Here is a 26,044-nt window from a genome sequence, read left to right on the forward strand (position 1 = left end):
ATTTTTTGCCTAAAATAAATATCCTGGATGAGTTCACCATAAATCAGATAGCGGCAGGCGAGGTTGTAGAAAGGCCGGCGTCGGTGGTAAAGGAGTTGGTTGAGAACTCCATAGACGCTGGCAGCTCTGCCATCACCATAGAGATAAAAGACGGAGGTATATCATTTATAAGGGTGACCGACAACGGGGAAGGCATGGACTCAGAGGATGCTCAGCTGTGCTTTGAGCGCCACGCCACCAGTAAAATAAGGTCTAGCGATGACCTCTATGAGATACGCTCCCTGGGCTTCAGGGGTGAAGCACTGGCCAGCATAGCGGCTGTCTCGCAGGTGGAAGTTTATACACGGCAGCGTAATTCCCTGTCAGGCACCCATGTCATAAACCATGGCGGCAATATCCTATCGATCCAGGAAACAGGATGCCCCGAAGGCACCACTGTTATCGTCAGGAATTTGTTTTACAATGCACCGGCGCGACTCAAATTCCTCAAGGCTCCTAAAACAGAGGCACTGCATATAAGTGACCTTGTGGCAAAGCTCATACTGGCCCATCCCGAGATATCTTTCCGTTATATAAACAACGGCAAGGCGGTATATCATTCCCCGGGCAATGGTGACCTTATGTCGGCCATAATATCGGTGTACGGAAGGGAAGTAAGGGGGCAGGTCATCAAAATTGAAAAAAGCGATAAAAGAAGCGGTCTATCAGTATATGGGTATCTGGGTAAACCGTCTTTGGCTAGGATGAACCGCAATTACCAGTCTTTTTTTGTGAACGGGCGCTTTGTGAAAAGCCCTTTGCTTTCAAAAAGCTTGGAGGATGCCCACCGGTCATACCTGCCGCTGCATCATTTTCCCTGGGCGGTATTACATATAAGCATACCAGCCAGCCAGGTCGATGTAAACGTGCACCCAGCAAAGACCGAAATAAGGTTCAGGCAGGAAGAAGAGGTGTACTCGCTTATATTCCGGTGGATCAAGGAAACCCTTGAAGCCAATCCGTATATACCCAACATAAAACAAGAGGCTTTTCACGGGTTGATGCATGCCGACATTGAAGAGCCAACACCATCTGGGCAAGAAGAATTGGATGATGACGGCGGTGATACAAATTCTGAAGGGCTAAAGCTTAAACAAGAGCAGGTATCGTTTTTGACAGGATCGCAGCAAGCCAAGCACGTATATATAGGCAGTGAGAGTTTTAAGGCGGGCGAGCAACTGGAGAAAAAATTTGACAACGAAGGTTTAGGCCAGGAATCTTATGAGCATAATATAGGTGAGCTGGTAAATTTTAAGATTGTGGGAAGGATTTTTTCAACCTACGCCATAGTAGAAAGCCAGGATACGGTATTTTTTATAGACCAGCACGCTGCCCACGAGCGGCTGATATATGAAAAGCTCAAAAAGAATATGGCTCAACGCGCTGTAGCCAGCCAGCAGCTTTTACCGCCTTTAGTACTTCAGCTTTCCCATGATGAACATCTACTACTTCAGGAAGCTCTGGAAGTTTTTAAATCTCTGGGATTCGAGCTAGAGCCTTTTGGGAAAAACACATGGGCTGTAAGAGGCGTACCTGCTGTGCTGAGCGGTGCGAATGTCAAGGAGATATTTTATAATGTTTTGGATCAATGGAAGGGGGAGAAGGATGCACACCTCTCGATTGCGTTTAAACCTCATGACATAATGAAGATAGCATGCAAACACGCCGTGAAAGCCCGAGATCCCCTATCTGATAGTGAAATTGTATCCCTCATTAAGGGCATCCAAGATAAAAAGATACCTTTGACTTGTCCCCATGGAAGGCCAATCATTGTAGCCATTACAAGATACGAGTTAGAAAAGAAGTTCAAGAGGGTGCAGTAGGGGGATTTGAAAGATGGATAAAAAGCCTTTGGTAGTAATAGTAGGACCAACTGCTGTAGGAAAGACCAAATTGTCAATTGACCTTGCCAAGGCCTTGAACGGCGAGATAGTATCGGCCGATTCTATGCAAATATACAGGTATATGGATATAGGTACTGCCAAGCCTACACCTGAAGAGCGACAGGGGATTCCTCACCACATGATAGATGTCATAGACCCCGACCAGGAGTTCAGCGTGGCTGAGTATCAAAGATTGGCTACCAAGGCAATAGATGATATACACCGCAGAAACAAGTTGCCCATCGTAGTGGGAGGAACGGGCTTGTATATTAAATCCCTGTTATATCCTATGAATTTTACCGATGCATCCTATGACCCAGAGCTCAGGAAACAGCTCCAGCATGAAGCTGAGGTCATGGGTAAAGAATACCTCCATAAAAAGCTTCAGGCTGTAGACCCCAAAACGGCGGCACGGCTTCACCCTAATGATGTGCGCAGGGTTATCAGGGCTTTGGAAGTATATCATCTTACCGGCAAGCCCATGTCGGAATACAATCAAGAGCTAGAGAAAATGGGTTATAGATACAATGTGGCTATGATAGGGCTTACCATGGACAGGGCAAAGCTGTATGAGAGGATTAATCAGAGAGTGGACCAAATGATACAAAAAGGACTGCTCTGTGAGGTGAAGCGGCTGCTTGACAAGGGCTATACCCGAGACATGATATCCATGCAGGGTTTGGGTTACAAGGAGCTTATTGACTACTTCCAAGGGAAGATATCGCTTGAAGAAGCCATATATGTATTAAAGCGAGAGACGCGCCGGTATGCAAAGCGTCAGCTTACTTGGTTCAGAGCCCAAAAGGATATTGAATGGATAAACGTAGATGAGTTGGAATCCTACCAGGCTCTGGTAGAACAGTGCCTGGCTTATATAAAAGAAAAGTTGAACATAAATTTCCAAAATCATCTTTTAAACAGCTGAAAAATCGTATATAATATTAACAAAATAAGGTATAAAATTCATATTATTTTTCGAAGGGTGGTTAATTGAAATGGCAAATAAGGCTACTATTCTCTTGCAAGATGCTTACTTAAACCAGCTGCGCAAAGAACGAATACCTGTCACTATTCACCTGATCAACGGATTCCAGCTCAAAGGGCTGATTAAGGGTTTTGACAATTTCATCATCCTGTTTGAGAGCGAAGGCAAACAGATGATGATATACAAGCATGCGGTTTCGACCGTAACCCCAGCCCGACAGGTTAACTTTGCAAGCGGAAATAACAACAGCGCGGCTAACAACGCTGGGAATACCAGCAAGGAAAAAAGTAATGCTGCTGAATCTGAAAATTAAATGCCTAACGAGGAGTCGAAATCCTTTGGCTCTGTAAGCCGTAACATAGTGTATTGGGGCTTGGCCAAAGGGTTTCGCATTTTAAAGGGGGACCTTGCCTTTGATGCTTAAATCGATGGAGCAGCTGTACAAAGACATGGGCATACCTCAAAAGGTAGTTAAGCTTGTTCAGGATGCCCATGATGAAATAAAAACAGCATTTGAACGGATAGAGGCATTGCGAGAATATCATCAGGCCAGAATTTTAAAGTTTATGAATGAATGTGGAGTCAGCCAGAGGCACTTTTATCCATCCACAGGATACGGGTACGGAGACGAAGGGCGGGATACACTAGATCAGCTGTATGCAGCGGTATTTGGGGGCCAGGACGCTTTAGTGCGCCCACAGTGGGCTTCCGGCACTCATGTAATAAGCGATTCCCTGTTTGCATTGACCAGGCCGGGCGATGTCATCTTATCAATCACCGGCAAGCCATATGATACCCTGGAACAGGTCATTGGCCTAGTAGGGAAGCAGCCAGCTCACGGTTCATTGGCTGAATGGAAGGTGGGCTACAAGCAGGTTGACTTAACGCCCGGAGGGAGTATTGATATACCGGCTGTGTTATCAATGATAGAGGACCACAAGATAAAGCTCGTTTTGATCCAGAGGTCAAGGGGATACAGCACAAGGCCCTCGTTGTCGGTATACCACATTGAAAAGGCTATACAAGCCATAAAGAGCAAAAGAAGAGATGTATTTGTTGTGGTTGACAACTGCTATGGTGAGTTTACCGAGGAACTTGAGCCGAGCCATGTGGGTGCCGACTTAACCGTGGGCTCGCTTATAAAAAACTCTGGAGGAGGATTGGCACCGACAGGGGGTTATGCAGTGGGTACCACCCAAGCCATCGAAAGGCTATCCTGTCGCCTTACCTGCCCAGGAGTGGGGAGGGAAGTGGGGTCATACGCTGCCCCTTATACTCCGTTTTATCAGGGCTTGTTTCTCGCCCCTCATATAGTAGGAGAGGCGCTAAAAGGCACTATGCTTATGGCAAAGGTGTTTCAGCAGCTGGGATATACGGTATCGCCCAGGTGGGATGAGCCGCGATATGACATAATACAAACTATACAGTTGAAGGGCGCTGAAGAACTCATCGCCTTCTGCCGAGCCATACAGTCGGCTTCGCCTGTAGACAGCCGTGTGGTTCCTCACCCCTGGGACATGCCTGGTTACCAGCACCAGGTGATCATGGCAGCCGGCACCTTTGTGCAGGGAGCCTCGATAGAGCTCAGCGCAGATGCCCCTCTTGTACCACCGTATGTGGTATACCTGCAGGGTGGCTTGACTTATGAGCACGTAAAATTTGCACTGGTAAAGGTGCTGGCGGAGATGGCAGAGAGGGGATTTGTTAAATTCTAAACAACCTTGATTTTCGCTATTTTTGGCACTACAGGAGGCAGCGACCTTGCCATCATGTTCATTGAAAGACGAAATAGCTATCTATTAAACAACCTTATCACGCCTATAACTTTTCCCAATATGCTGACTTCACGTGCTATTATGGGATCCATGTAACGGTTTTCGGGTTGAAGCCTTACATGGTCCTTTTCTTTATAAAACCTCTTTACGGTGGCTTCGTCCTCTATGAGGGCAACCACAATATCCCCATTGTCAGCGTGTGGCTGCTGTTTTACTATCACATAATCCCCGTCCAGAATCCCTGCCTCAATCATGCTCTCGCCTTTGACCCTTAGCATAAATACATTGCTGTTTGGCAGCATTTCCGCAGGGATGGGGAAGGTATCCTCTATGTTTTCAACGGCCAGTATGGGTTTGCCGGCGGTTACCTGCCCTATTATGGGGACATTGACTACTTCTTTATTTGATAAGAATGTGGTATCTTCAAGAATCTCTATAGCTCTTGGCTTGGTGGGGTCCCTTCGTATAAGGCCGTTTTTCTCTAGCCTCTCTAAATATCCGTGTACAGTTGACGTTGACCTTATGCCCAGCCCTTCACATATCTCGCGCACAGATGGAGGATAGCCCTTCTTTTTCAATTCTTTTTTTATAAATTCCAGTACTTTTCGCTGTTTATCGGTGATGTTTTGGTACATCGCTGTTATTAAGCTCCTTTCTGTATTTGCTGGATGTGATTATTATATCACGCCTACACTGTAAAATCAAACACATGTTCGGAACCGCATTCCTTAAAATTCCATTAAGCATCTTGACGTGTGTGCACTGTTGTAGTATACTATAACAGTAAACATAAAGTTTTAATCTATACTACGAGGTGCTCAAAATGTGGTTTTCGATAAGCTTTTCATCACCCGTACCCATATACGTTCAAATAGTAGATAAGCTTAAAACGCTTATAAACAGTGGGCAGATAAAACCGGGAGAGTACCTGCCTTCAGTAAGGGCTTTGGCCCAGAGCCTGGGAGTAAACATGCATACCGTGTTAAAGGCATATAAAGTGCTTGAAAGCGAGGGGATAGTAAAGGTCGAAAGGGGCGAAGGATACATGGTTGTAAAGACAGACGAGAAAGCCCAACGAGAGGTGCTAGACGAGCTGTCAAAGCTCATATTAAAAGCTCAGATGCTGAACGTTAAAAAATCAGAAATAATATCGCTTGTTAATAAAATTTACGATTAGTAACCTTAAAAAGGCAGGTGATTTATAAATGATCCTTCAAGTTGATAATTTAACAAAAAAATACCGTGAAAAAGTAGCGGTTGAAAATGTTTCATTTACGGTACAGCCTGGACAAATAATGGCCATTGTAGGACCAAACGGAGCAGGAAAGACGTCAATTTTAAAATGTATAGCGGGCTTGAGAAAGCCAACAAGCGGCAAGATTATAATAAACGGTAGGTTTGCGTATATGCCTGAAACCAAGGCGCTGTATGATTCGTTGACAGTTGAACAGATGATAAAGGTGGCTTGCTCGATAAATAAGGATATCTCGAGTAAGAGGGCATTTGAATATATAAGAAAATTCAACCTCCCTTTGAACCAGAAAATCGGCAAACTATCTCAAGGGATGAATACACAGCTTTATCTGGCTATTTTGTTTTCGCAAGATGCCGAACTATACATCCTAGACGAGCCTACATGGGGACTTGACCCGCTGGTCCAAAATGCAGTGCTTGAAGAGATAAGGAACCTTCAACTGGACAACAAGGCAGTGCTATACACTTCTCATATATTAAGCGACGTTGAAAAAGTAGCAGACTCGGTAATTTTCCTTAAAAGTGGCAAAATTGTAGAATACGGAGAAATAGACGATATAAAGCAGAAATACGTTGCTTACACAGCAAACACCCGTGAAGAATGCAATGGCTATGTACTAAAAAGTGTAGCCGGCGGATTTGTATGTATAACTACAAGAGATAGAATACCTCAAAGTATTTCTCCAGAACCGGTATCTTTGGATAATATTTTTGAAGCAATCATGAAAGACACTATGTTTTCAAAGGAAGGTGAATGACATGTATAAGGAACTACTTGATATGAGAGTTAGAAGCATATTTATATTGATACTGGTATTAGTCCTGTTCTTTATAGTAGCGCCTTTTCAAAATTTGGCGGTGTCAATGCTAAAAAGCATGCAAGGCGATGAAATGCTGGCCAGATTTGGGCTTAATTCTGTATTTATCGAAAAACTTAAGGAATGGGAATTTTTTATAACCACACAGTGGTACGGCAAGAATTTTGGTCAGGTGATTCCCATTATTGCTATAGTAATTGCGTTTCCCCTTTTTGCGAGGGAACGCGAAAATCAGACCATGGAGTTCTTGCTTACCAGAAGCAGCCGTCTTAAGGTATTTTATAACAAGTGCTTCACCGGCTTCCTAGTTTTGATGTTCATTCTCATAACAGCAGGATTTCTTCCACTCATATACTCCATATTTGCAGATAAGCATATAGATGTATCACTGGTATTAAAGTTTACTTTTCACGCTTTAGTGGGAGGTGCCTTTTGGTACAGCCTGACATTGATGTTTTCAGTCATCTCAAGCGATCACGTAAGACCGCTTTTAACATCCTTGGGTATGCTTGCATTAACTACCGTCCTTGGGCAGCTAAAACCTTTAAAGTTTATAAATACATTTAGATATATTTTAGGTTACAGCATATTTGAATCAGGCACGATCGATACAGTTTATTCTCTAGGGCTTATATCCTTAGCTGCATTACTTTGCTTTGCATCATGCCGTATATTTATCAAAACCGATATTTAACATGTATCTTGTAAATTTTTGTGTTGTGTTTAATTTTACGATTTTTGAGAGGGTATAACAAATAATTTTAAGAAGGAGATGGTATGTATGATAATAACTACCACCGAATTTGTGCCGGGGTACGAGGTGGTTGAGTCTCTGGGAATAGTTACCGGCAGCACGGTAAGGGCAAAGCACATCGGTTCGGACATAGCAGCGTTATTTAAGAACATAGCAGGAGGCGAAATAAAAGCATATACTGACCTTCTTGAGCAAAGCAGAAAGATGGCCATACAAAGGATGATAGACGAAGCAGAACGACTAGGAGCAGATGCCGTAATTGGAGTAAGGTTTTCCACATCCAGTATAATGCAAGGCGCTGCCGAAATATTGGCCTTTGGCACAGCCGTCAAATTAGCAAAAAAGGAAGGTTGAAATTTTATAAACAAGTGCGTTTCACCTCCTTGACACCGAACATGAGTTCGTGTAGAATATAAACAGAATACGAACTTATGTTCGGTTTTGTCCGATTTAGGGAATATGAGGGGGTAAACGCCGTGTCAAGGCAGATCAGGATCAAATCTAAAACCAGGTTTTGCCTATTTCTGACAGCAATCACTGCTCTTTTTATTTTACTTCTAGCAGCTGTATGGAACGGAGGAAAAGCCGCCAGCGAGGTGGATTGGATAGAGGTAGAGGTAGTGGAGGGAGACACCTTATGGCACATTGCCAAGCGCACCCTGCCGCCACATACCGATATTCGGGAATACATACGCCAGATAAGGGAAGTAAACGGACTTAAAACCTGCAATATAAGAGTAGGACAAAAGTTATTTGTACCTGTATATTAAGATTTTCAATTTTTAAGGAATGAAATAAAGGGGGGAGGTCAATCCTCCCTTAACTTTACCACCCGTGCTGCCATACGGCGTTTTTCATCGCTGATGGCGGCGTAATGTTTGCGTGTGGTGTTGACGTCTTTGTGTCCCAGCACGTCGGCCACCAGGTATATATCGCCGGTTTCACGATAGAGGGTGGTACCGTAGGTACTTCTCAGCTTGTGGGGTGAGATTTTTTTAAGAGGGGATACCAGCCTGGCGTATTTTTTAACCAGGTTTTGCACCGCCCGGTTGCTTATTCTGCGCCTCTGCATGGATAAGAACAGCGCATCTTCATGTCCAGGTAGGGCTTCTATTTTTTTACGCTCCTCTAGATATTCAAGAAGTGTTTTCCTAACCTCATCGCCAAAGTAAAGTATGACCTGGTTACCGCCTTTGCGAGTGACTCTAAAACCGTTTACGTTAAAATCGAGGTCAGATATATTAAGCCCCACGCACTCGCTTATACGTATACCAGTGCCCAGAAATACAGTTAATATGGTCAAGTCCCTTAATCGTGTGTACTGGTGGTAGCGCTTTTGCCTTTCAGTTAAACCTTCGCCTGATTCAACGGTATCCAGCAGTTTTGCCACTTCGTCGGGTTCAAGGCGTATAATGGGTTTTTCGTGAATTTTGGGAAGGTCAACCAAGGCAGCCACATTCTTGCCCAATTTTTCATTTTTAAAATAGTAGGCAAAAAAGGATCTAAGAGCAGACAGCTTGCGGGCCTTGCCAGGTTCATGATTTTGGTGCTCGACATCGGGGACAGAAGGCCTGCTGTAATAGGAGAGGTATTCAAGAAACATTTCTATATGAACAGCCTTAATTTTATTTAAGTCTTCGAGCGTAAACCTTGAAAAAGGGGTTATGTGTGCAAATTCCTCCACATACGTTGTTAAAAATTCAAAAAACAATCTTAAGTCATAGGCATAGTTTATTCGCGTGAGTATTGAAGTGTTGGGTTCGATGGCGCGGAAAAAGTCTCTGCAAAATTCAGGGAGTTCTTGTAATACAGTTCGGAGTTTAAGTATATTTTGCTGATCCTGTTGAGCAGTAAACTGTTTTTTTTCAGACACCTCGAGAAGCCCCCTTTACAGTTCTGTAAATTGTACTTTTCGTAAAACTTGTATTTTGCGCATAGTTGTTTATCCCTTATATTGCCCTTTCTCTTCTTCAGCCTGCAAGCAATTTTGAGCCTTTTGGCAAGTAGCCTGTTTAATGGCCAGCCTTGCCAGTTCATCACACCGATTGTTCTTCTCGTTATCGCTGTGCCCCTTTACCTTGACCCACTGGATTTTATGGATTGAAGCAAGCTCAATAAGCCGTTTCCACAGGTCTTGATTAGCAACCGGCTGTTTGTCTGAGGTTTTCCAGTTGCATTGCTGCCATTTGCTTATCCAACCCTTATCAAACGCATTGAACAAGTATGCACTGTCGGTATAGATCTTCACATTGCATGGCTCCTTTAACATTTCAAGGGCTTTTATGGGAGCCATCAATTCCATCCGGTTGTTTGTGGTGTTTTCTTCGTAGCCATATATTTCCTTTTCAATACCCTTGTATGACAGTATAGCTGCCCAGCCGCCTGGGCCAGGATTCCCACTGCATGCACCGTCAGTGTATATTACAACATCCTTCATCTAGGCTGTTCATCCTTTCCTGGGTTTGCAGTTCTCCCAAGGGCTTGCGACTTGATTGCACATGCATTAACCGCTTCGATGACAGCGCTTCTAAACCCCTGCTTTTCCAGATAGCGTATAGCCTCGATGGTAGTGCCTCCGGGTGAAGACACCATATCCTTAACCTCACCAGGGTGTTTCCCCCACTCGGATAACAGCTTGGCGGTTCCTATGACCGTTTGAATGGCCAGCCTGTATGCCAGGTCTCTGGGCAAACCAGCCAGCACTCCTCCATCTGCCATAGCTTCTATAAATAAAGCCACATAGGCCGGGCCGCTCCCGCTTACGGCAGTGACGGCATCCATAAGGCTTTCTGGCACCTCCTCAACTTTTCCTAAGGAAAGCAGTATATCCTTCACCACTTTCAATTCTTCTGGTGAAAGGCTGTGATTGCTGGCCAGTGCCGTCATACCCTCCCCCACAAGAGCCGGCGTATTTGGCATGGTGCGCACCACCTTGCACTTGTAACCTATAAGCTGTTTTATGAAATCGGTGGTAATACCGGCAGCTATTGAGACGAGTATGTGTTTTTCATCAAGACAAGCCTTTATCTCCTGCAACACTTTACTGTATGCATTGGGTTTAACAGCCAGAATAACGATATCGCTACTTGATACCACTTGACAATTATCCTCCGCTGCAGATATCCCCAGTTCTGCAGATAGCTTTTTCAACTTATCTTTGTCTATATCGAAAGCATATATATCACTGGTACGTATTATGCCGCGAGCTATAATTCCTCTCATGATGGCACTTGCCATATTGCCGGCACCTATAAATCCCAAACGGAGGTCTATTTTTTCTTCAGGCATTTATCCTTTGTTCCTCCTTCTAAAAAGCTATCTTTTTTAGAAGATTATATCATAAAAAATGCCATAAGTGTTAGGCTAAAAGAAATTTTTGCTTCAAAACGGGTAAAAATAATATTAAGGGGGTTCTTGACTTGAGGATACAAATGTCATATAATAATAACCGTCACGGAAATGATATAGGGGAGTAGCTCAAGTGGTAGAGTAGCGGTCTCCAAAACCGTTGGTTGCGGGTTCGAGTCCTGCCTCCCCTGCCAAAAGCTAGACGCCATGCGGCTTTCATCCCACTGTACGTTACAGGACAATGTCTAATTTGACCAACGGTCTAATGCTTAATGTATCGAGCTAAATGAGAACCGGTCTATAGTATGGGTAATTTTAAGACCGTAGGTAGACCGGTACTCATGAAGTAAGTGGTAACAACAAAATTGTGGCTATCGGATTAAAAGGTGGGATGTTTGAGAACCGCCGCAAAGTAACAATATCAAAACCCTCTCTTACCTCTTTCTCCGTTGGAAACTAAGAGGTAGAGGGGGTTGTTTTATGCCTACAAAAGGAAGAAAGCCTAGAGATGTCGGGCGTACCTTTGCTTCTCTCTATGAAACATTCATTAGCCTAAAACAAGCAGAAGGATGCAGGGAACGCACCATAAAAGACTACAGGGATACACTCAGGGACTTTTCCAGGTTCTTCGATGTTAACCTGGTTATCACGAATCCTAAGCTATACGATGCTCTCATCGAATACTTCAAGTCTAAAGCGGATAAGCAGCCGGCTACCTACAACCGACCTTATTCTAACCTCCATGCGTTCTTTGAATTCTGTGTCGCACAGTCGTATTTAAGGTCCAACCCACTCAAAGACCTTGGCCTCAAAAAACGCAAAGACGATGGTGAAACTGTACGCCATGTGGATGAGTCTACCCTCGAAAAACTGCTTAAAGCTATAGACAAGAAGACCTATACAGGGTTGCGTGATTATGCCCTTATTCTTCTTACTCTCGATACGGGTATACGACCCAAGGAAGCATTTAGCCTCACAGTTGATGATGTAGATCTAGATAAGTTGGTTGTGCACGTCCGCAAAGAGTATTCTAAAGTGAAGAAAGCGAGGATTCTTCCAATATCCCCTGTTACGGCTGCTGCCATAGGCGAAGTGATTAACATGACTCCTGAAGAATGGGGCAATATGATATTCTACTCCACTACCGGCCTTCCAATGACAACCCATATGTGGACTAAACGGTTATACATGTACAGCAAAAAGATAGGCGTTAAAGTGACACCATATTCTCTACGCCATACATTTGCCATCATGTTTCTTAGAAACGGCGGTAACCAGTTTGCCCTAAAGTACGAAATGGGACATAGTACGATGGCTATGACGTCGCGTTATGTAAAACTAGCACAAATGGATATAGAAAATCAGCATAGGATTGCTTCACCTGTAATCAAACTGGTCAGACGAAGTATAAGGCCTGGCAAAAGAGGCTCAACCAAAAAGTCATAAGCATTAATCTCCACTTAATAGTAAAAGGCCCAGGGAGTATTTCCCAAGGGCCTTTTATACTACCGATATCTGTCTAAGTACGCTTTAAGAAGAGCTTTGAATAACAGGTTATGGTTTGGCACTTTAAGGTGCAGCAGTTCATGCACAATTACTTTAGCCCTGAAATCTGCCGGTTGGTGCAATAGCCATCGAAGATTTTACAGAGATAGTCATAGTCCTGATTCCGTTCCTGGAACAAGATATGATGTTTAGCAAACTTGTCTCGGTCCCAACTGCCATCATCGTAGCGCTTGTATAAGTCATCGTAGGGCGTAGCTGAGATAATGAATGAATCTAGCGTAATATCCTGTCGACCGCTTCTTCGCCCTACCTCCTTTCCTAGCTCGCGTAAGCGCTCCCACAGACTGGCTTTTTCATCGTGCTCGTAAGCCTTAGCGTGTAACATGCCGTGCGGCTCGATAAAGACGATGCGCTGTTTTTTCTCATCCACAATCCACAAGATAAAGTCAGGGTAAAAACCGCTCTCTTCAAAGAAACCCACGCCCTTTCCTCTGCTCAAGTTTCGCAGGAGGAATATTTCCTTTCCCGCCAGCGACTTGTCCTTTTCAGCCTCCCAGTAGTCCTTCAGGTCACGGACGAAGCGTTCTTCACTCTCTTCCAGCAGCGGTGGGTCAGCAGTGAGCACACTGCCTTTTTTGAGAAGCAGAGGCAGATAGATGCTCCGGTCGAAGTAGAGGCGCGGCAAGCCGCTGTTTTCTTCTTTGATAAGTTTATCCATATCTTCGCACAGTTTTTTGATGGCGGTAACTAGGTCGCTGTGTGAACGCGGTACGCGCACGATGTAGGCGGCTTTCTTTTCCTGCACGCTCGGACGGTTGAAAGCCAGGTTAGGATCATCAAGGTCGAGGGGGCGATAGACCAAGTTTTGGCTGTCCCAGCGCTCGTGAGCTCGGCGGTAGAAGATGTCCAGGTACTTGCGCAGAATGGCTGTGACCGCTTCTTGCAAACGGGTGCGGTCAGTGAAGGTACGAGGACGGAACACGGCTTCACTTGCCTTCAGAGTATAGGGAACTTTTTCTAGGATAGTGCGCAGGGTTTCGGGACGAATGACCAGGTTGCTCCAGCCCTTGCGCGCCTTGTAGTCTAGCAGCTCGAGGTAGGCCTGTTCCCAATCCACCAATGTCAGACTTTCTGGCGGGATAGTGGTCGCCTTATATTCGCTTTGGGCGCGAGCGTCCTGCAGGCCCACCGCGCCGCTTTCCAGTACCTGCACTTTGACCGATAAATCCACCCTCAGGCGGATGTTTTCATCAGGGGTGAGCAGGAGTATCGTCTCGGTAGCAAAGTCACGGCCGCTCTCAGGACGCGGTAGCACCAGCCCGCGCTGAAGCATCTGTTCGTTGGTCCATATAGGGAGCGGTAGTTCAACCAGCGGCTCGGTCTCTACCCCTTCTCGTTCAAGATAATCACGGAATTGAGCCATATAATTAGCGCGCACAGCAAAGATGTTGAGTGTCTCCAGCAGTTTGATATACGGTGGATGATTGCCCGGAAGGGCAGCACTACGCTTTAGAGAATGGTTTTTCCCGCGCAAGCGTACACCGCGCCCGAAGAGTTGGATGATTTGTGAACCTTCCCGTCGTCCAATGTTGAGAAGTCCCATGTTGGAGACGCGCCAGGAATTCCAGCCTTCCATGAATTTCTTGGCACCAATAAGAATATTAATCGGCGTGTCGGGGTGGTTGATATCCGTAAAGAGCGAGGAGGCGATAGCGTCTTCCTCCAGTGTGATGCCGGCGCCATCGGCTTCCACCAGTTTTTTGAATTCCGCGGTGTCGCCAATGTAGATGAGACCGAAATACTCCTCGGCGCCGGATGCCCTTAACCCCAGCTCGCCAGCGGCACTTTTAATGTCGCACACGTGCAGACCGCCACCGGCCGGGGAGTGAAAGACCCGCCACAGGATGTCATCGTATAGGGCTTCGGCGGTAAGGCCAGTTTCGCGCACGTACGGGAAGCGCCCGGCGAACAGGTCTATCCCGTCTGGCGTAATCAGACCGCTTTTTCCCGCCAGCAGTTCTTCGATGCCTTTGACCACCCAGTCGCGGTTTGCCAGCACTCGATGGAGAAAACGCACCACAGTTAGCACATCACTGCGCTTCTGTTTGTTCTCGCTGTAGACAGCGTTGACCGTGCTGCCGACGAACACCCAGAGCGGCTTTTCCAAATTGTATGGGCGCAGGACCTCGGCTTGTTCGTCAAACAGGCGCTGCTGCTCATAGAAGGAGAGCAGGTTGCCCAGAAGGAGCAGATCGGTTTTGGCCTCGTCGATCTCATCCTGCAGGTTGAGGATGCGAAAGTCCTTGCCGTAGCCATCCTCGTAAAAGTAGCGGTAGGAGTAGTCAAAGACGATGGCCTTGCCGTATTCGGCAGTAAGCGGATCGTTGCGCGCCGCCGAGAGAGCCTGCCCAAAGGTAGCACTGTATTCAAAGGTGAAACCTGTTTTGCCAAGCGCATCGCGGTACTTGCGCCAGGCTTCACCGCTGGAACCTTTGTGCCCTTCGTCCACAAAAATCAGATTGCGACCCTCGAAAGCCTCTACCGGTACGCTAACCCCACCACCGCGCTTTTCTTCTACCAGTTTAGTGATTTCAATAACCTGCACGGTGTGTTTACTGTCGCTCCACAAGCCCCTGTAGTTGAGGTCAAAGCGGCGGGCGGGAATGCCGGAAGCGGCAAGTTCGGCCAGGTGTTGCTCGCTCAGGCCCTCGTTGGGCGTGACCAGAAGGATGTTATCGAGCGGCTCCTTGTTGTAGTGCAGGAATTGATAGTAGTTAAGATGCAGAATCAGCGTCTTGCCGCTACCCGTAGCCATCCAGTAAGCCAGCTTGGTCAGGTCGGCTTCAGTGAAGGGCTCGTCCTGCGGCTCGCCGGGCAATTTCTTTGTGTTGCGCTGGCACACAAAGGCGTTCAGGTCGGCCAGGAGTTGCGCTTTGTGGTTGAACAGGCGGTCGAGGACGATTTCCGTGTAGAGCGCTGCCAGGTATTGAAAATAGCGGAGGGTGATGGGCTGGGTGCGGCGGGCATTAATGACTGCCAGGTGCGCGCGAATGTTGTCGTCATAGCGTGCAAGGTCATCGGCAGAGATTTTGAGCTTGCTGCCGCGCGAGATAAGGCGGTAGTAAATATGGCTGCGTCCCTGCGCATCAAAACCTTCCTCAGCCTGTTTCATGTCCTCCAGCAGTTCACGGTTTTTCTCGTAACCCAGCAAGCTGTTGAGCCAGGAAAGCAGGAGCAGGCGGTTTTCGAGTTTTTGGTATTGGGTTGACCCGTTGCTCATGCGCCAACCACCAACCTCTCAAAACCGGCTTTTATAATAAGAGCAATTCGTCTCCTTCGTTCCTTAAGGAAATCCTCGTAATCAAGTTCGTACCAGTTTGAAGGCAATCCATGCCAATCATACATCTGTTGAAGTTCATCGGAAGCAAAGCGTTTTTCTAGTTCCGGCACATAGTCCCTGGGAGCTCTGTCGGAAATCTTGATATTGTCGCTCCATTCCACCAAAGCATAGTTTGCTACCTGGTTAATTAGACGCTTTTCTCGAACCCCTATTCGTTGCAAGTATTTGCGGGGGAACAGATGATGACGTTCCAAAGCAGTCTTTTTGGCCTTCGTGGTAGGATCTAGCAACTCGGACACCTTCATCTTCGAATACAAGACCCGCGCTTCCAACAGACAAAGCGCGGCATAGTAGGCAAATTGCGCAGTATTCCTGGCAGCAGCGGTTTCCAATTCGTTGGGCAAGGTTACTTCCCAATAGTCTTTTGTCAAGACGGCGCTAATCTGCTCATCTAGAATGCGGACAAAGTCGTCGGCTGTGTTTGCGCTGCGCAGTAAGGCCATATCCTGTTCAAACCGCGCTTCGGGCGAACTTGTATAACGCCCCGTGAGCGTTGCCATAAAGAACCAGCGTGCCATCACTTCACGCAAGCGGTACAAATCTACTTTGAAGTCTCGCTTCCCTATAAGCCACAATGCATAAGTGTAAAGAACAGCCATTTGCGAGGAGATGAGTTGATCGGAGGGGTATCCTGCCCTTTTCAGCACCTTGAAGAACTCATGCCAGTTTTGAAGGTCCAAAACGTATGCCTGAGCCTCTTGCAATAAGGCAAACTGCTTTACGCGCTGTTCATCGGAGAATTGCCGCGTTTCCAGGTCCTTCCCTCGAAGCAGGGAATAAACATGCTCTAAGCGTGCGCGGCGAAACCCCAGCGCCACGCTTACACGCAGCAACTGGTCGGGGTTAGGGCGCAAATAATGATTAAAAGGCGAAGGACTACCATCCGGGGAGGGTGCTTTGCTGCACCGGCAAAATTCTTCCAGCTCTTTGCGACCCTCGTCCCAGAATACGGACATCAAGGTAAGAATAAAATTGGCCTGATTGAGCGGTGTCCCTTTACTATTGATACGCACAAAGATCTCTGAAACCTTGTCTTCATCAACGGAAGAGGAGATCTCCAGCGCGGTGAGTGGATATTCTTCAAGTTTGATCAGTCGGTCAATTCTCTCATGAATTATATCTTCTTCTTCGGCGGTCAATGGGCGCCGTTTTCCTAATTTCTCAAGGAATTTTCTCTTGAAAGCATGCGGTTTCGTATCGGGTTGCCATAAAATGCTAATGTCAGGAATCCACTCTACGTCCTTCTCAATCGCTGCATTAGAGACTTCAAATTTCTCACTCAGCGGATGAAAAGCTATTTTTATCCGCTGGGACTTGAAGTCTTTTGTAATCACGGGCACGGCTTTCATGACTGCGTATAATGAGGTCAACCGTTGCTGGCCATCTACGATGAGCAGACGCGCCACTTTTTGTTTTGGAGCAGTACCAATCGTTCGATGGGTATCAGAACAACCATTTTCCCAGAAGAGAAGATAACCAATGGGAAAGCCGCGATACATCGAGTCAAACAAATCGCGTACCTTGGTCATCGGCCAAACAAAGGGACGCTGAATATCAGGCAGCCCGATTTCTCCCATAGATATATCTTCAACCAGTTTCTTAAGGGTATAATCAACCTTCTTGAAGAGTACTTCTGCCATACCTATCCCTCCACGCCTGCAAACATTTTTGCCTTGAACACACCTTCCAGCGCCTGCGCGCCGGGGATGAGCGAATCGCCGTTGACATAGATGATGTCTGCATCCTCAGTGAGTTTATGCTTGGTCACAAAGTCGCGGTCGCGTTTGTAATCTTCCTCTGTCCAGCCTGCGGTTTCGCGCCAGATGACCACGGTGCGCTTGCCCTCGCGCGTCATGCCGCGATAAACCAGGTAGTAACGACCGTTATCGTCTAGCACCTCCCGCTTTGCCACGTCCAGCCCGATGAGATAGTTGAAGGTCTCGGGAAGGTCCACTTTTTTAACACGAGTCTCGCCATCGCAGTAAATGTGCAAGCAGTAGTCAAAGGGCTTGCTGAGTTTTTCCACATTCAGCATGGTTTCGCTTTTGCGCGTCTCCCACCGAAGCATGTACTTGAGCAAGTAGTCCTCGAACTGCATTGCTACCTGCCCACCGCTTTCGTCGAAGGGTAATAGATTGTTGAGGGCGTCTTCGTAGGATTCCAGGCGTATTACCTTGATGATACGCGGACCCCGCTCGGCTTCTTCTGCCGTAGCCATGCGTTTAGGCTTGCCGTCCTTCCACTCCGGGGAGAAGGTGACTTTCTTTAAGCGCGGCAGTAGAACGGTATCAAAGTAATCCGCCATCTCCACCAGGATGAACTTGCGCCGCCCGCCGTCCTCGCGATTGAGGTTAATGACGGCGTGGCCGGTGGTGCCGGAGCCGGCGAAGTAGTCGAGGACTAGATCATCTTTTTTGTTAGTAGTAATGCGGATTGTCTCAATGAGTGTATACAGCGATTTAGGGAAAGAAAAACCTATTTCCCTTGTGCCGAATATTTGCTGGAGAATCTTGGTGCCATATTCACTTGCATCAAACTTAGCACTCTCCCAGATAGTTCGTACTGTCCCCGCCTCTTTTGCGAAATAAATCTCGTATTTTCCTCGTATCTTACGCACTTCAAGTTTATCGAGAATCTGTTCTACTGATTGGCGAGCATATCTCCATTTCTTCTCCCGACCCCTTGTATCAATAGGCCAAACTAATATTCGTCCATCAGGTAATCTCTCATTGCTTCCTTTAGGATGATAAGTGTCTTCAGCCACTTCACCAAAACCAACTATCTGTCCATTCATAACAATTATTGGATAAAAGCAATTTCTTGCATCTGCTCTATCGGATTCGGTTCCACTATCACGCAAGTTACGGACATCGGTTTCTTCCCGTTCCGCTTCTCCGATGTACTTTTTTTCATCTGAGGGATAAATAAAGTAGGCATACTCGTGGCAGTAAGAGAAGTTTTTACCCTGAATTCCCCTTGGATTGTGACGTATTGAAACACACACTATCTTGTAACTTGATAACCAAGTGCTTCTAAGTAACATTCCTAATCTTTCTTGTTCGTTCTCATCAATCGCAATAACGTAAACACCGTCATCGAGATAGTGCTGGGTAATTTCAATTCTGTTGTGCATTAGTGTCAACCAAGTAGAATGTGGGTAGTCATTTTTGTACAGAATTTCCGTTGAGGGTGAATTGAAAGGCGGATCTATGTACACACACTTCACCCGCTTACGGTACTTCTCTTGGAGCAGGTTGAGCGCCTGCCAGTTTTCGGAGTGTACCAAGAGGCCGTCAGTCATTTCGTCCAAATTGTCAAAACTCGCCAGCAGGCGGTCGGTGAAGTCTGGCGAAAAGTGGCGGGTATCCAGCGGTAGGGAAGGGTGTGCTTTGAGAAATGCGATACGACCTTCGGGAGTTCGCCAGTTGCCAGAAAACAGATCTTCCGGCAGGGTATCAATGGCCAAAATCTTCTCCCACTCCTCCCACTGTGCCTCGTTTTCGGCGATCTCAGGATAGAACGTCTCGGGAATGTTGCCTACAGTGATGATGTAAAAAGTCTCGGTGATGAATTTCTTCTTCTCCCAGAGCATCTTCTGGAAGTTTTCAATCTGTGCCAGGAACTCAATGATGATTAGGCCGATGCGCTTGATCAGACGCATGAGTTGGAACCAACCCTCGGCCAGCCCCTCGCCCGCGGCTTCCATCTCCTCCAAGTTGAGCACCTCGTTCTTCAGGTAAAAGTCCAGTTCGCGCGATAAGAAGCCCTTCAGGTCCTTGTGGATGAAAAAGTCGCTGGTGTTGCGCCGAGTGTACTGTCGCAGGTGGTGTTCCAGCAGGGTTACTGCCGTCCCGTCGGTGCGGCGCTTTTCGGCAATCAGTGCTGCCAAAGCCTCAGGGGCGTTCTTGGGCAGACGTTTTGGGATCTTCTCCAGTGCTTCGGCAATAATAGCCTCCTGCTGGTTCCTCTGACCGTAGGTGCTCTGCTCTTCCTGGGTGAGCGGGCGGAACTCGAAGGGAATGGTGAGGGTGCTGGCGTTGGCGTCCCAGGTGATTTCGTCTAGTCTTGGCAGAAAGAAGCGCCTCTCGCCCTTGATGTTGTTCTGTTCCACGTCGGCAGCCTTAAGTTTGAAGTGTACAGTTACACCATTGGGCGCCTTCCAGGTATAATCGGTGAAGTACTCACCGGTCTTGACGTAATACTGGTCATGGTTGGCCCAGTAGAGATAGACTTCCTCACCATTGTAGGGAATGGCATAGCGTTCCTTTTTGGAGTAACGACGCTTGGAAATGAAGTCGCCGTCCTGCCAGTAGCGGCTGAAAAAGGAATAAAGATGGTTGTAGATAGCCGTCTCCAGAGCATGACGGCCCTTTGCGTATCTAGCCCGTTCCTGCGCAACAAGATATTCTCTTCCTGCCTTTGTCTCACGGTATTTCTCGGCTAAGTTGCCATCAGCATCGAGGGCATCTTCGCCCAGCGCTTCCAGCACCTTTTTCCGGGCAGCATCCAGCTCTTGTGTAGCTTGACTTTGCGCAGCCAGTGCCCCCTTGTTTAGCTCATCGTTCACCAAGCGCGGCAGGTCCTCGGAGATAAAGCGCTCGATGATTGCCCGCTTGAAGTTCATGATGCGATAGATGCCAAAATCCAGGTCAGCGCAATCAAATTGAAATAGCTCACGCAGAAGTTGTTGGAATTTTGTCTGAGGAGTGCTCATCGCTGTTCACCTTGCCTTTCCTTCTTCCTTTTCTTGACTTCTCCCGGCCTTTCTCCACCAGGCCCGGGATGATGGGCACAACGAAAACCTATTTAGACGATTTTCAAAGCATCCTGCCCGTAGCCTTACCCTCAATAGTCATTATCAAGACCAATAGGATGGCTGCATTACCAATACGTGTCTTACTTACCCCCCTATGTTTTTCCCCTTACTCTCTCGGGGAAGAAACCACATCAGGCCTTTAACTATTACCATTTCCATTTATAGCTGTAACATCGTCGTTACCAATATGCTCGTTATAATATTCTACATCGATATCCAATTTCCTTCCAAAGAATAGAATGAAGAACAGCAACTTGTGCAATCCCTTGTCTAACTTTGTCAAATAGACTTGTATACTTTTCTCTGTTGATGTATAATTATTATCACCAACGGAGGAAGGGGTATAGAGGCGGTCGTGGCTTTACAGCGGTTTTTGTACGGAATGCCATCCTAAAGCTGGATATCATTGGTAACGATTCAGATAGGCACTGTGGTACAAGAAAAGGTAACGGCTAAAGCATGAAGGTAAATCCTTCCAGTGGCTGGAAGCCGCTTAAAGCAAGGGGTCGGGGGGCGAGCAGCTGACGTGGGCGGGAGGGGGTCTCCAAAACCGTTGGTTGCGGGTTCGAGTCCTGCCTCCCCTGCCAAAAAGGAAAGGAGTGAGAAAAACCACTCCTTTCCTTTTTTATCAGTTTCTGATGGCTTTTAAATTTTCAGCGGTCATACCTCAACTTCTACCTTCCCTCTAATCAATTCCTTATTGCGCTCCAGTATAGGAGTTATATATTCCGAGATGAACTCTTCCACCTGTTGAGGTGCTCTTCCCACGAAGTTATGCGGGTCCATTATATGCTGTATCTCTTCCCTACTCAATTTGAAGGCAGGGTCATTGGCAATGAGCTCTAGGAGGTTGTTATCCTCACCAAAGGCTTTCACCCTCTTTGCCGCTTCCATGGAATACTGCCTGATCTTCTCATGCAGCTCTTGGCGATCCCCACCCCTCTTTACAGCTTCCATTAGAATGTATTCGGTGGCCATAAACGGCAGCTCCTCCATGATCCTCTTCTCGATGACCTTTGGATACACCACTAGGCCGCTAACTATGTTGATATAGATGTTGAGTATTGCGTCCACAGCTAGGAAGCATTCAGCTATGACTATACGCCTGTTGGCCGAGTCATCCAGCGTTCTTTCAAGCCACTGTGTAGAAGCGGTCATAGGCGCGTTTAAGGCATTTATCATGACATATCTTGCCAGAGAGCACATCCTTTCTGCCTTCATAGGGTTCCGTTTATACGCCATGGCCGATGACCCTATCTGTTTTTCGCCAAACGGCTCTTCCAGCTCTTTCAGGCTTTGTAGCAAGCGCAGGTCATTTCCAAACTTGTATGCGCTTTGGGCTATAGAGCTCAACAAGTTCAGTATCCTGCTGTCAAGTTTCCTTGGATATGTTTGGCCGGTAACCGGATAGGCACGGTCAAACCCCATTTTTTCAAGGACTTTCTTTTCCAGCAGCTTTACTTTTTCATGGTCGCCCTCAAACAGCGTAAGAAAGCTGGCCTGTGTACCTGTGGTACCTTTAACGCCGCGAAGCCGTATGCTGCTCCATACCTGCTCCCATTCTTCCATGTCAAGCATAAGGTCCTGAAGCCACAGGCATGCCCTCTTCCCTACCGTTGTGAGCTGGGCCGGTTGAAAATGCGTGTAACCCAGCGTTGGCATATCCTTGTACTTTAGGGCAAACTCGGATAAGTAGTGCATACAGGTCAAAAGCTTGCTCTTTATGATTTTGAGCCCATCCATCATTATGAGTATATCAGTATTATCGGTTACATAACAGCTGGTAGCGCCAAGGTGTATTATGGGCTTTGCTTGGGGGCATTGCTCACCGTAGGCATGGACATGGGCCATGACGTCGTGACGCACTTCTTTCTCTTTGCGCTGTGCCACGTCATAATTGATGCAGTTCTGATAAGCCTTCATCTCGTCTATCTGTTCCTGCGTGATGTTGAGCCCCAATTCTTTCTGGGCTTCGGCCAATGCTATCCACAGCCTGCGCCATGTCCTGAACTTCTTATCATCTGAGAAGTTCTCAAGCATCTCTTTTGAAGCGTATCTAGTGATAAGCGGATTTTGATATACTTGGTGCGATTCCATAGAATATACCCCTTCATTCCGAATTATTTTTTTGGTTTTTTTATGTTTTATTCAATATAATACCATATAAAAATAACAAAGTAAATATCAACGTAAGGATGAAGCGCTGGTGTATGCAGTTCACACCTTTGAATAATGAAAAAAGAAGGAGGCTAACCTCCTTCCACTTTATCTTTCCAGCTCCTTAATAAAAGCCTCTATTCTGTCCAGTCCCTTCTTTATATTATCCAAAGATACGGCATATGACAGCCTCACGAAGTTGTCTGCTCCAAAGGCTATACCGGGTACTACCGCTACCATCTGGGCATCCAGCAATGCATCGGCAAAGGAAAGGGAGCCCTCTATGCGCCTACCCTTATAGGTTTTACCTATCACCTCGCTTATGTTCATCATCACATAAAATGCACCCTTTGGAGTCCTGCAAGACAAGCCAGGTATGGAATTGATCCTCTCGACCATAAACCTTCTTCTTTTATCGAACTCAGCTACCATGGCCTTGACCTCGTCCTTAGGCCCGGTTAAAGCAGCAAGGCTTGCATACTGGGCTATGGAGTTAGGATTGGAAGTGGTATGGCTCTGGACGTTAGACATTATCTTTACCACATCCTCATGGGCGGCTGCGTACCCTATCCTCCATCCTGTCATGGCATAAGTTTTTGATACGCCGTTTACCACGATGGTCAAATCTTTTATCTCGGGCCCCAGAGAAGCGATGCTTATATGCTGTGCGCCATCGTACACCATCGCTTCGTATACCTCATCTGAGACCACAAATATCTGATTCTCTACCGCTATTTCAGCTATGGCTTCAAGTTCATTGCGGTCATATACGCAGCCACAAGGATTGTTCGGGCTGTTCAAAACCAAAGCCTTGGTTTTAGACGTAATGGCCTTTTTAAAATCCTCTGGCCTCAGCTTGAAGTCGTCTTCTTCTCTGGTCTCCACGAAAACCGGCACGCCGTCAGAAAGCTTAACAAGTTCGGGATAACTCAGCCAATAAGGTGATGGTATAATGACCTCATCTCCTGGGTTCAGTATTGCCTGAAAAGCGTTGTAGAGCGAGTGTTTAGCGCCGTTTGATACTATTATTTGGTTCGGCTTATAGTCTAGACCATTATCCTCTTTGAATTTGCGGCATATGGCTTCTTTAAGCTGGGCAATTCCTGCCACGGGTGTATACCGGGTCATGCCACGATCCAGCGCCTCTTTTGCTGCTTCTCTGATGAAGGACGGAGTATCAAAATCCGGCTCACCTGCTCCAAACCCTACAACATCCATCCCTTCAGATTTCATTTTTTTTGCCTTGGCATCTATAGCCAGCGTAAGAGATTCAGAAATGGAAGAACCTTTGACAGACAGCCTCAATTTGTATTCCTCCCTAAATGAAAGATTAAATAATCGATCTATCATTTTGCAATGTATTATATCATGAATTTGCATTATCGTCTATGGTTTTATTCATAATTTTGTTTCAAAACCAGCAAGATTGTGATACATATATCACTTTTTTGCAAGGTTTTTGAGCTGTTCTATCACGCTGCAGCAAATTTTTACATCGCCCAGCTTAGGCATATCCTCACCCTCTTCGCCGTGGTAATCACTGCCAGCTGTTACGACAAGGCCGTGTTTGGTAGCCAGGATACTGTAATACTCGCACTGTTCTGGGGTGTGTTTGCTGTGAATGGCTTCGATGCCCTGGATTCCAAGTTCTATGGCCATCATGGTGTACTTTTGGTCTTTGAGCAAGCCAGGGTGTGCCAGCACCGGCACCCCACCGGCATCCTTGATGGCCTTGATGCCCTCTTCAAGAGTTAAGCGATACCTGGGTTCGTAGGCAGGGCAATCAGTTCCAATGTACTTTTCAAAGGCCTCGGCAACATCCTTTACTATGCCCTTTTTAACCAGTGCACGGGCGATGTGCGGCCTTCCAGGGGCACCGTCGGTGACTTCCTGCTCAACCTCTTCAAAGGATATATTTAAATTGTACATCCTCCTTAAATTTTCAACCATCTTTCTAGCCCTTGTCCACCTGGAATGGCGGATGGTTTCGAGCATATCCTGAAACCAGGGAAGGTCATGATGTATGTAATAGCCCAGGATGTGGATTTCTTCGTCATCTACCTGGGTATTGAGCTCTACCCCCGGTATGACTTGGATTCCCAGCCGTTGTCCCTCTTCCATAGCCTGGTTTAAGCCGTCGGTAGAATCATGGTCGGTAATGCCTATTGCCTTAAGGCCCACCCTTAGTGCCTCCATCACAAGCTGCGAAGGGGTGAGAAGTCCATCAGAGGCTGTGGTATGGGTATGCAGGTCTGCAAAGCATCCTTTTTTGCTCTGAGCATCAAAGTTAAAAGTCATCATACGCACTCCTTTGTTCCTCTCTTTTCTCGATGATAATGTAGTATGCTACTTCAATACCTTCTCCATTACGCGCAAAAAGTTATTATGGCATATCTTTTTTACATCTTCCTCACTATAGTTTAGTTTAAGCATTTCTTCTATTATATCAGGAAAACTCTGGGGACCTTCTATCCCTTGAGGAAGGGCTTCAATGCCATCGAAGTCCGAACCAAAGGCTACACAATCTGTTCCAGCCACTCCAGCGATATGTTCTATGTGCTTTATTATGTCAATGATCCCAGCATCCCCTGTTTTGCTCAAAAAAAGCGGATAAAAGTTTATGCCTACAACCCCTCCTTTAGCTGCAATAGCCCTAATCTGCCCATCATCCAGATTTCGAGGGTGTGGACATATTGCTTTAGCATTTGAATGCGAGGCTATAACCGGCTGCTCGGAAACCTCTATTACATCCCAGAAGGCCTCTTCGGATGCGTGCGATATATCTATAATCATTCCTAACGCGTTCATCCTTTTTACAACTTCTATGCCAAAAGAGGTGAGACCATACCTTTTCTGGTCATCCATTGCAGCACCTGCTATCTGGTTACTGCGATTCCAGGTAAGGGTTAAAAGCCGGACCCCTGCGTTATAAAGCGTTTCCAGATTAGAAAGTCTTCCTTCCAGCACGTCTCCACCTTCCACCGTTAACAAGGTACCAATCTTGCCTACATTAAACGCATCTTCTGCATCGGCCAGGCACAGCACAGGGCAGAAATGAGCAGCATATCTATCGAGCATTCGTTTATACCTCTTGATAAGCTGTAACTCCCTATGCAAGCAGCTGCCAGGAGAAGAGGGGTCTATCCACGCTGCAAAGAACTGGATAGCCACCTTACCTTTATAAAGCCCTGATAAGGATACATGATTATTGCTCCGGTATTCCAGGTTGTTTATGTCATCCAGCTTGCTTAATGTATCACAATGGCCGTCTATCACAAAGAATTGTCTGTGCATATCCCTTGCTAAACC

General features: G+C 46.5%; 21 protein-coding genes, 1 tRNA gene and 1 pseudogene. 11 read left to right on the top strand and 12 right to left on the bottom strand.

The window, feature by feature from the left end; genetic code table 11:
• The first annotated feature begins 5 nt into the window (after positions 1–5).
• The 4 genes from mutL to JOD02_RS01305 all read left to right on the top strand — a co-directional run bounded on the left by mutL (position 6) and on the right by JOD02_RS01305 (position 4,622).
• Positions 6–1,862, top strand: coding sequence for a DNA mismatch repair endonuclease MutL (gene mutL / locus JOD02_RS01290; protein WP_204486214.1), 1,857 nt, complete (start codon positions 6–8; stop codon positions 1,860–1,862).
• Positions 1,863–1,875: 13 nt separating this feature from the next.
• The gene (gene miaA / locus JOD02_RS01295; protein ID WP_204486216.1) at positions 1,876–2,847 is read left to right on the top strand and encodes a tRNA (adenosine(37)-N6)-dimethylallyltransferase MiaA; all 972 of its coding nucleotides are present in this window, start codon (positions 1,876–1,878) and stop codon (positions 2,845–2,847) included.
• A 70-nt stretch (positions 2,848–2,917) separates the two neighbouring features.
• The gene (gene hfq / locus JOD02_RS01300; RefSeq protein ID WP_204486218.1) at positions 2,918–3,220 is read left to right on the top strand and encodes an RNA chaperone Hfq; all 303 of its coding nucleotides are present in this window, start codon (positions 2,918–2,920) and stop codon (positions 3,218–3,220) included.
• A gap of 100 nt (positions 3,221–3,320) precedes the next feature.
• On the top strand, positions 3,321–4,622 hold the full coding sequence (locus JOD02_RS01305; RefSeq protein WP_341534504.1) for a methionine gamma-lyase family protein: 1,302 nt from the start codon (positions 3,321–3,323) through the stop codon (positions 4,620–4,622).
• 77 nt (positions 4,623–4,699) lie between these two features.
• Here the strand turns inward: JOD02_RS01305 and lexA are convergent, their stop codons facing one another.
• The gene (lexA, locus tag JOD02_RS01310) at positions 4,700–5,317 is read right to left on the bottom strand and encodes a transcriptional repressor LexA (protein WP_204486220.1); all 618 of its coding nucleotides are present in this window, start codon (positions 5,315–5,317) and stop codon (positions 4,700–4,702) included.
• Between the two features lie 188 nt (positions 5,318–5,505).
• On the opposite strand from lexA, the gene JOD02_RS01315 reads away from it, so the two are divergent.
• The 5 genes from JOD02_RS01315 (at position 5,506) to JOD02_RS01335 (ending at position 8,278) form a co-directional block, all read left to right on the top strand.
• On the top strand, positions 5,506–5,859 hold the full coding sequence (locus JOD02_RS01315; RefSeq protein ID WP_204486222.1) for a GntR family transcriptional regulator: 354 nt from the start codon (positions 5,506–5,508) through the stop codon (positions 5,857–5,859).
• Between the two features lie 28 nt (positions 5,860–5,887).
• A complete protein-coding gene (locus tag JOD02_RS01320) occupies positions 5,888–6,694 on the top strand; it encodes an ABC transporter ATP-binding protein (protein WP_204486224.1) in 807 nt (268 codons plus the stop codon).
• A gap of 1 nt (position 6,695) precedes the next feature.
• Complete coding sequence (locus JOD02_RS01325) at positions 6,696–7,448, top strand: ABC transporter permease subunit (RefSeq protein WP_204486226.1); 753 nt, start codon at positions 6,696–6,698, stop codon at positions 7,446–7,448.
• 87 nt (positions 7,449–7,535) lie between these two features.
• Positions 7,536–7,862, top strand: coding sequence for a YbjQ family protein (locus JOD02_RS01330; RefSeq protein ID WP_204486228.1), 327 nt, complete (start codon positions 7,536–7,538; stop codon positions 7,860–7,862).
• A gap of 122 nt (positions 7,863–7,984) precedes the next feature.
• A complete protein-coding gene (locus JOD02_RS01335) occupies positions 7,985–8,278 on the top strand; it encodes a LysM peptidoglycan-binding domain-containing protein (RefSeq protein ID WP_204486230.1) in 294 nt (97 codons plus the stop codon).
• Between the two features lie 38 nt (positions 8,279–8,316).
• Here JOD02_RS01335 and JOD02_RS01340 read toward each other — a convergent pair whose 3' ends face one another.
• The 3 genes from JOD02_RS01340 to proC all read right to left on the bottom strand — a co-directional run bounded on the left by JOD02_RS01340 (position 8,317) and on the right by proC (position 10,796).
• On the bottom strand, positions 8,317–9,381 hold the full coding sequence (locus tag JOD02_RS01340; protein WP_204486232.1) for a tyrosine-type recombinase/integrase: 1,065 nt from the start codon (positions 9,379–9,381) through the stop codon (positions 8,317–8,319).
• Positions 9,382–9,450: 69 nt separating this feature from the next.
• Entirely contained in the window at positions 9,451–9,945 is a 495-nt protein-coding gene (gene rnhA, locus JOD02_RS01345) for a ribonuclease HI (protein ID WP_204486234.1), read from the bottom strand.
• On the bottom strand, positions 9,942–10,796 hold the full coding sequence (gene proC, locus JOD02_RS01350; RefSeq protein ID WP_204486236.1) for a pyrroline-5-carboxylate reductase: 855 nt from the start codon (positions 10,794–10,796) through the stop codon (positions 9,942–9,944). Before proC ends, rnhA begins: the two co-directional genes overlap by 4 nt.
• Positions 10,797–10,974: 178 nt before the next feature.
• On the opposite strand from proC, the gene JOD02_RS01355 reads away from it, so the two are divergent.
• A tRNA-Trp gene (locus tag JOD02_RS01355) sits at positions 10,975–11,050 on the top strand.
• 286 nt (positions 11,051–11,336) lie between these two features.
• Positions 11,337–12,302, top strand: a complete 966-nt coding sequence (locus JOD02_RS01360) for a tyrosine-type recombinase/integrase (RefSeq protein ID WP_204486238.1) — start codon at positions 11,337–11,339, stop codon at positions 12,300–12,302.
• A 59-nt stretch (positions 12,303–12,361) separates the two neighbouring features.
• Here JOD02_RS01360 and JOD02_RS11835 read toward each other — a convergent pair.
• From JOD02_RS11835 to JOD02_RS01400, 8 genes and pseudogenes are all read right to left on the bottom strand, one after another.
• A pseudogene (locus tag JOD02_RS11835) lies at positions 12,362–12,487 on the bottom strand (YgjP-like metallopeptidase domain-containing protein); the annotation flags it as partial.
• Positions 12,451–15,642, bottom strand: coding sequence for a DEAD/DEAH box helicase family protein (locus tag JOD02_RS01370; RefSeq protein ID WP_204486248.1), 3,192 nt, complete (start codon positions 15,640–15,642; stop codon positions 12,451–12,453). The gene JOD02_RS01370 and the pseudogene JOD02_RS11835, both read right to left, overlap by 37 nt.
• Positions 15,639–17,402 (bottom strand): GmrSD restriction endonuclease domain-containing protein, encoded by a 1,764-nt coding sequence (locus JOD02_RS01375; RefSeq protein ID WP_204486250.1) that lies wholly within the window; start codon positions 17,400–17,402, stop codon positions 15,639–15,641. Before JOD02_RS01375 ends, JOD02_RS01370 begins: the two co-directional genes overlap by 4 nt.
• Positions 17,403–17,404: 2 nt before the next feature.
• The gene (locus JOD02_RS01380; protein ID WP_204486258.1) at positions 17,405–20,476 is read right to left on the bottom strand and encodes a site-specific DNA-methyltransferase; all 3,072 of its coding nucleotides are present in this window, start codon (positions 20,474–20,476) and stop codon (positions 17,405–17,407) included.
• 762 nt (positions 20,477–21,238) lie between these two features.
• Positions 21,239–22,675, bottom strand: coding sequence for an adenylosuccinate lyase (gene purB / locus JOD02_RS01385; protein ID WP_204486260.1), 1,437 nt, complete (start codon positions 22,673–22,675; stop codon positions 21,239–21,241).
• A 168-nt stretch (positions 22,676–22,843) separates the two neighbouring features.
• A complete protein-coding gene (locus tag JOD02_RS01390; protein ID WP_204486261.1) occupies positions 22,844–24,040 on the bottom strand; it encodes a pyridoxal phosphate-dependent aminotransferase in 1,197 nt (398 codons plus the stop codon).
• Positions 24,041–24,175: 135 nt separating this feature from the next.
• Positions 24,176–25,033, bottom strand: a complete 858-nt coding sequence (locus tag JOD02_RS01395) for a PHP domain-containing protein (protein WP_204486263.1) — start codon at positions 25,031–25,033, stop codon at positions 24,176–24,178.
• A gap of 48 nt (positions 25,034–25,081) precedes the next feature.
• Positions 25,082–26,029 (bottom strand): dipeptidase, encoded by a 948-nt coding sequence (locus JOD02_RS01400; protein WP_204486265.1) that lies wholly within the window; start codon positions 26,027–26,029, stop codon positions 25,082–25,084.
• Between the last annotated feature and the right edge of the window lie 15 nt (positions 26,030–26,044).

Origin of the sequence: Caldicoprobacter guelmensis (assembly GCF_016908415.1) — a bacterium.
GTDB classification, from domain to species: Bacteria; Bacillota; Clostridia; order Caldicoprobacterales; family Caldicoprobacteraceae; genus Caldicoprobacter; species Caldicoprobacter guelmensis.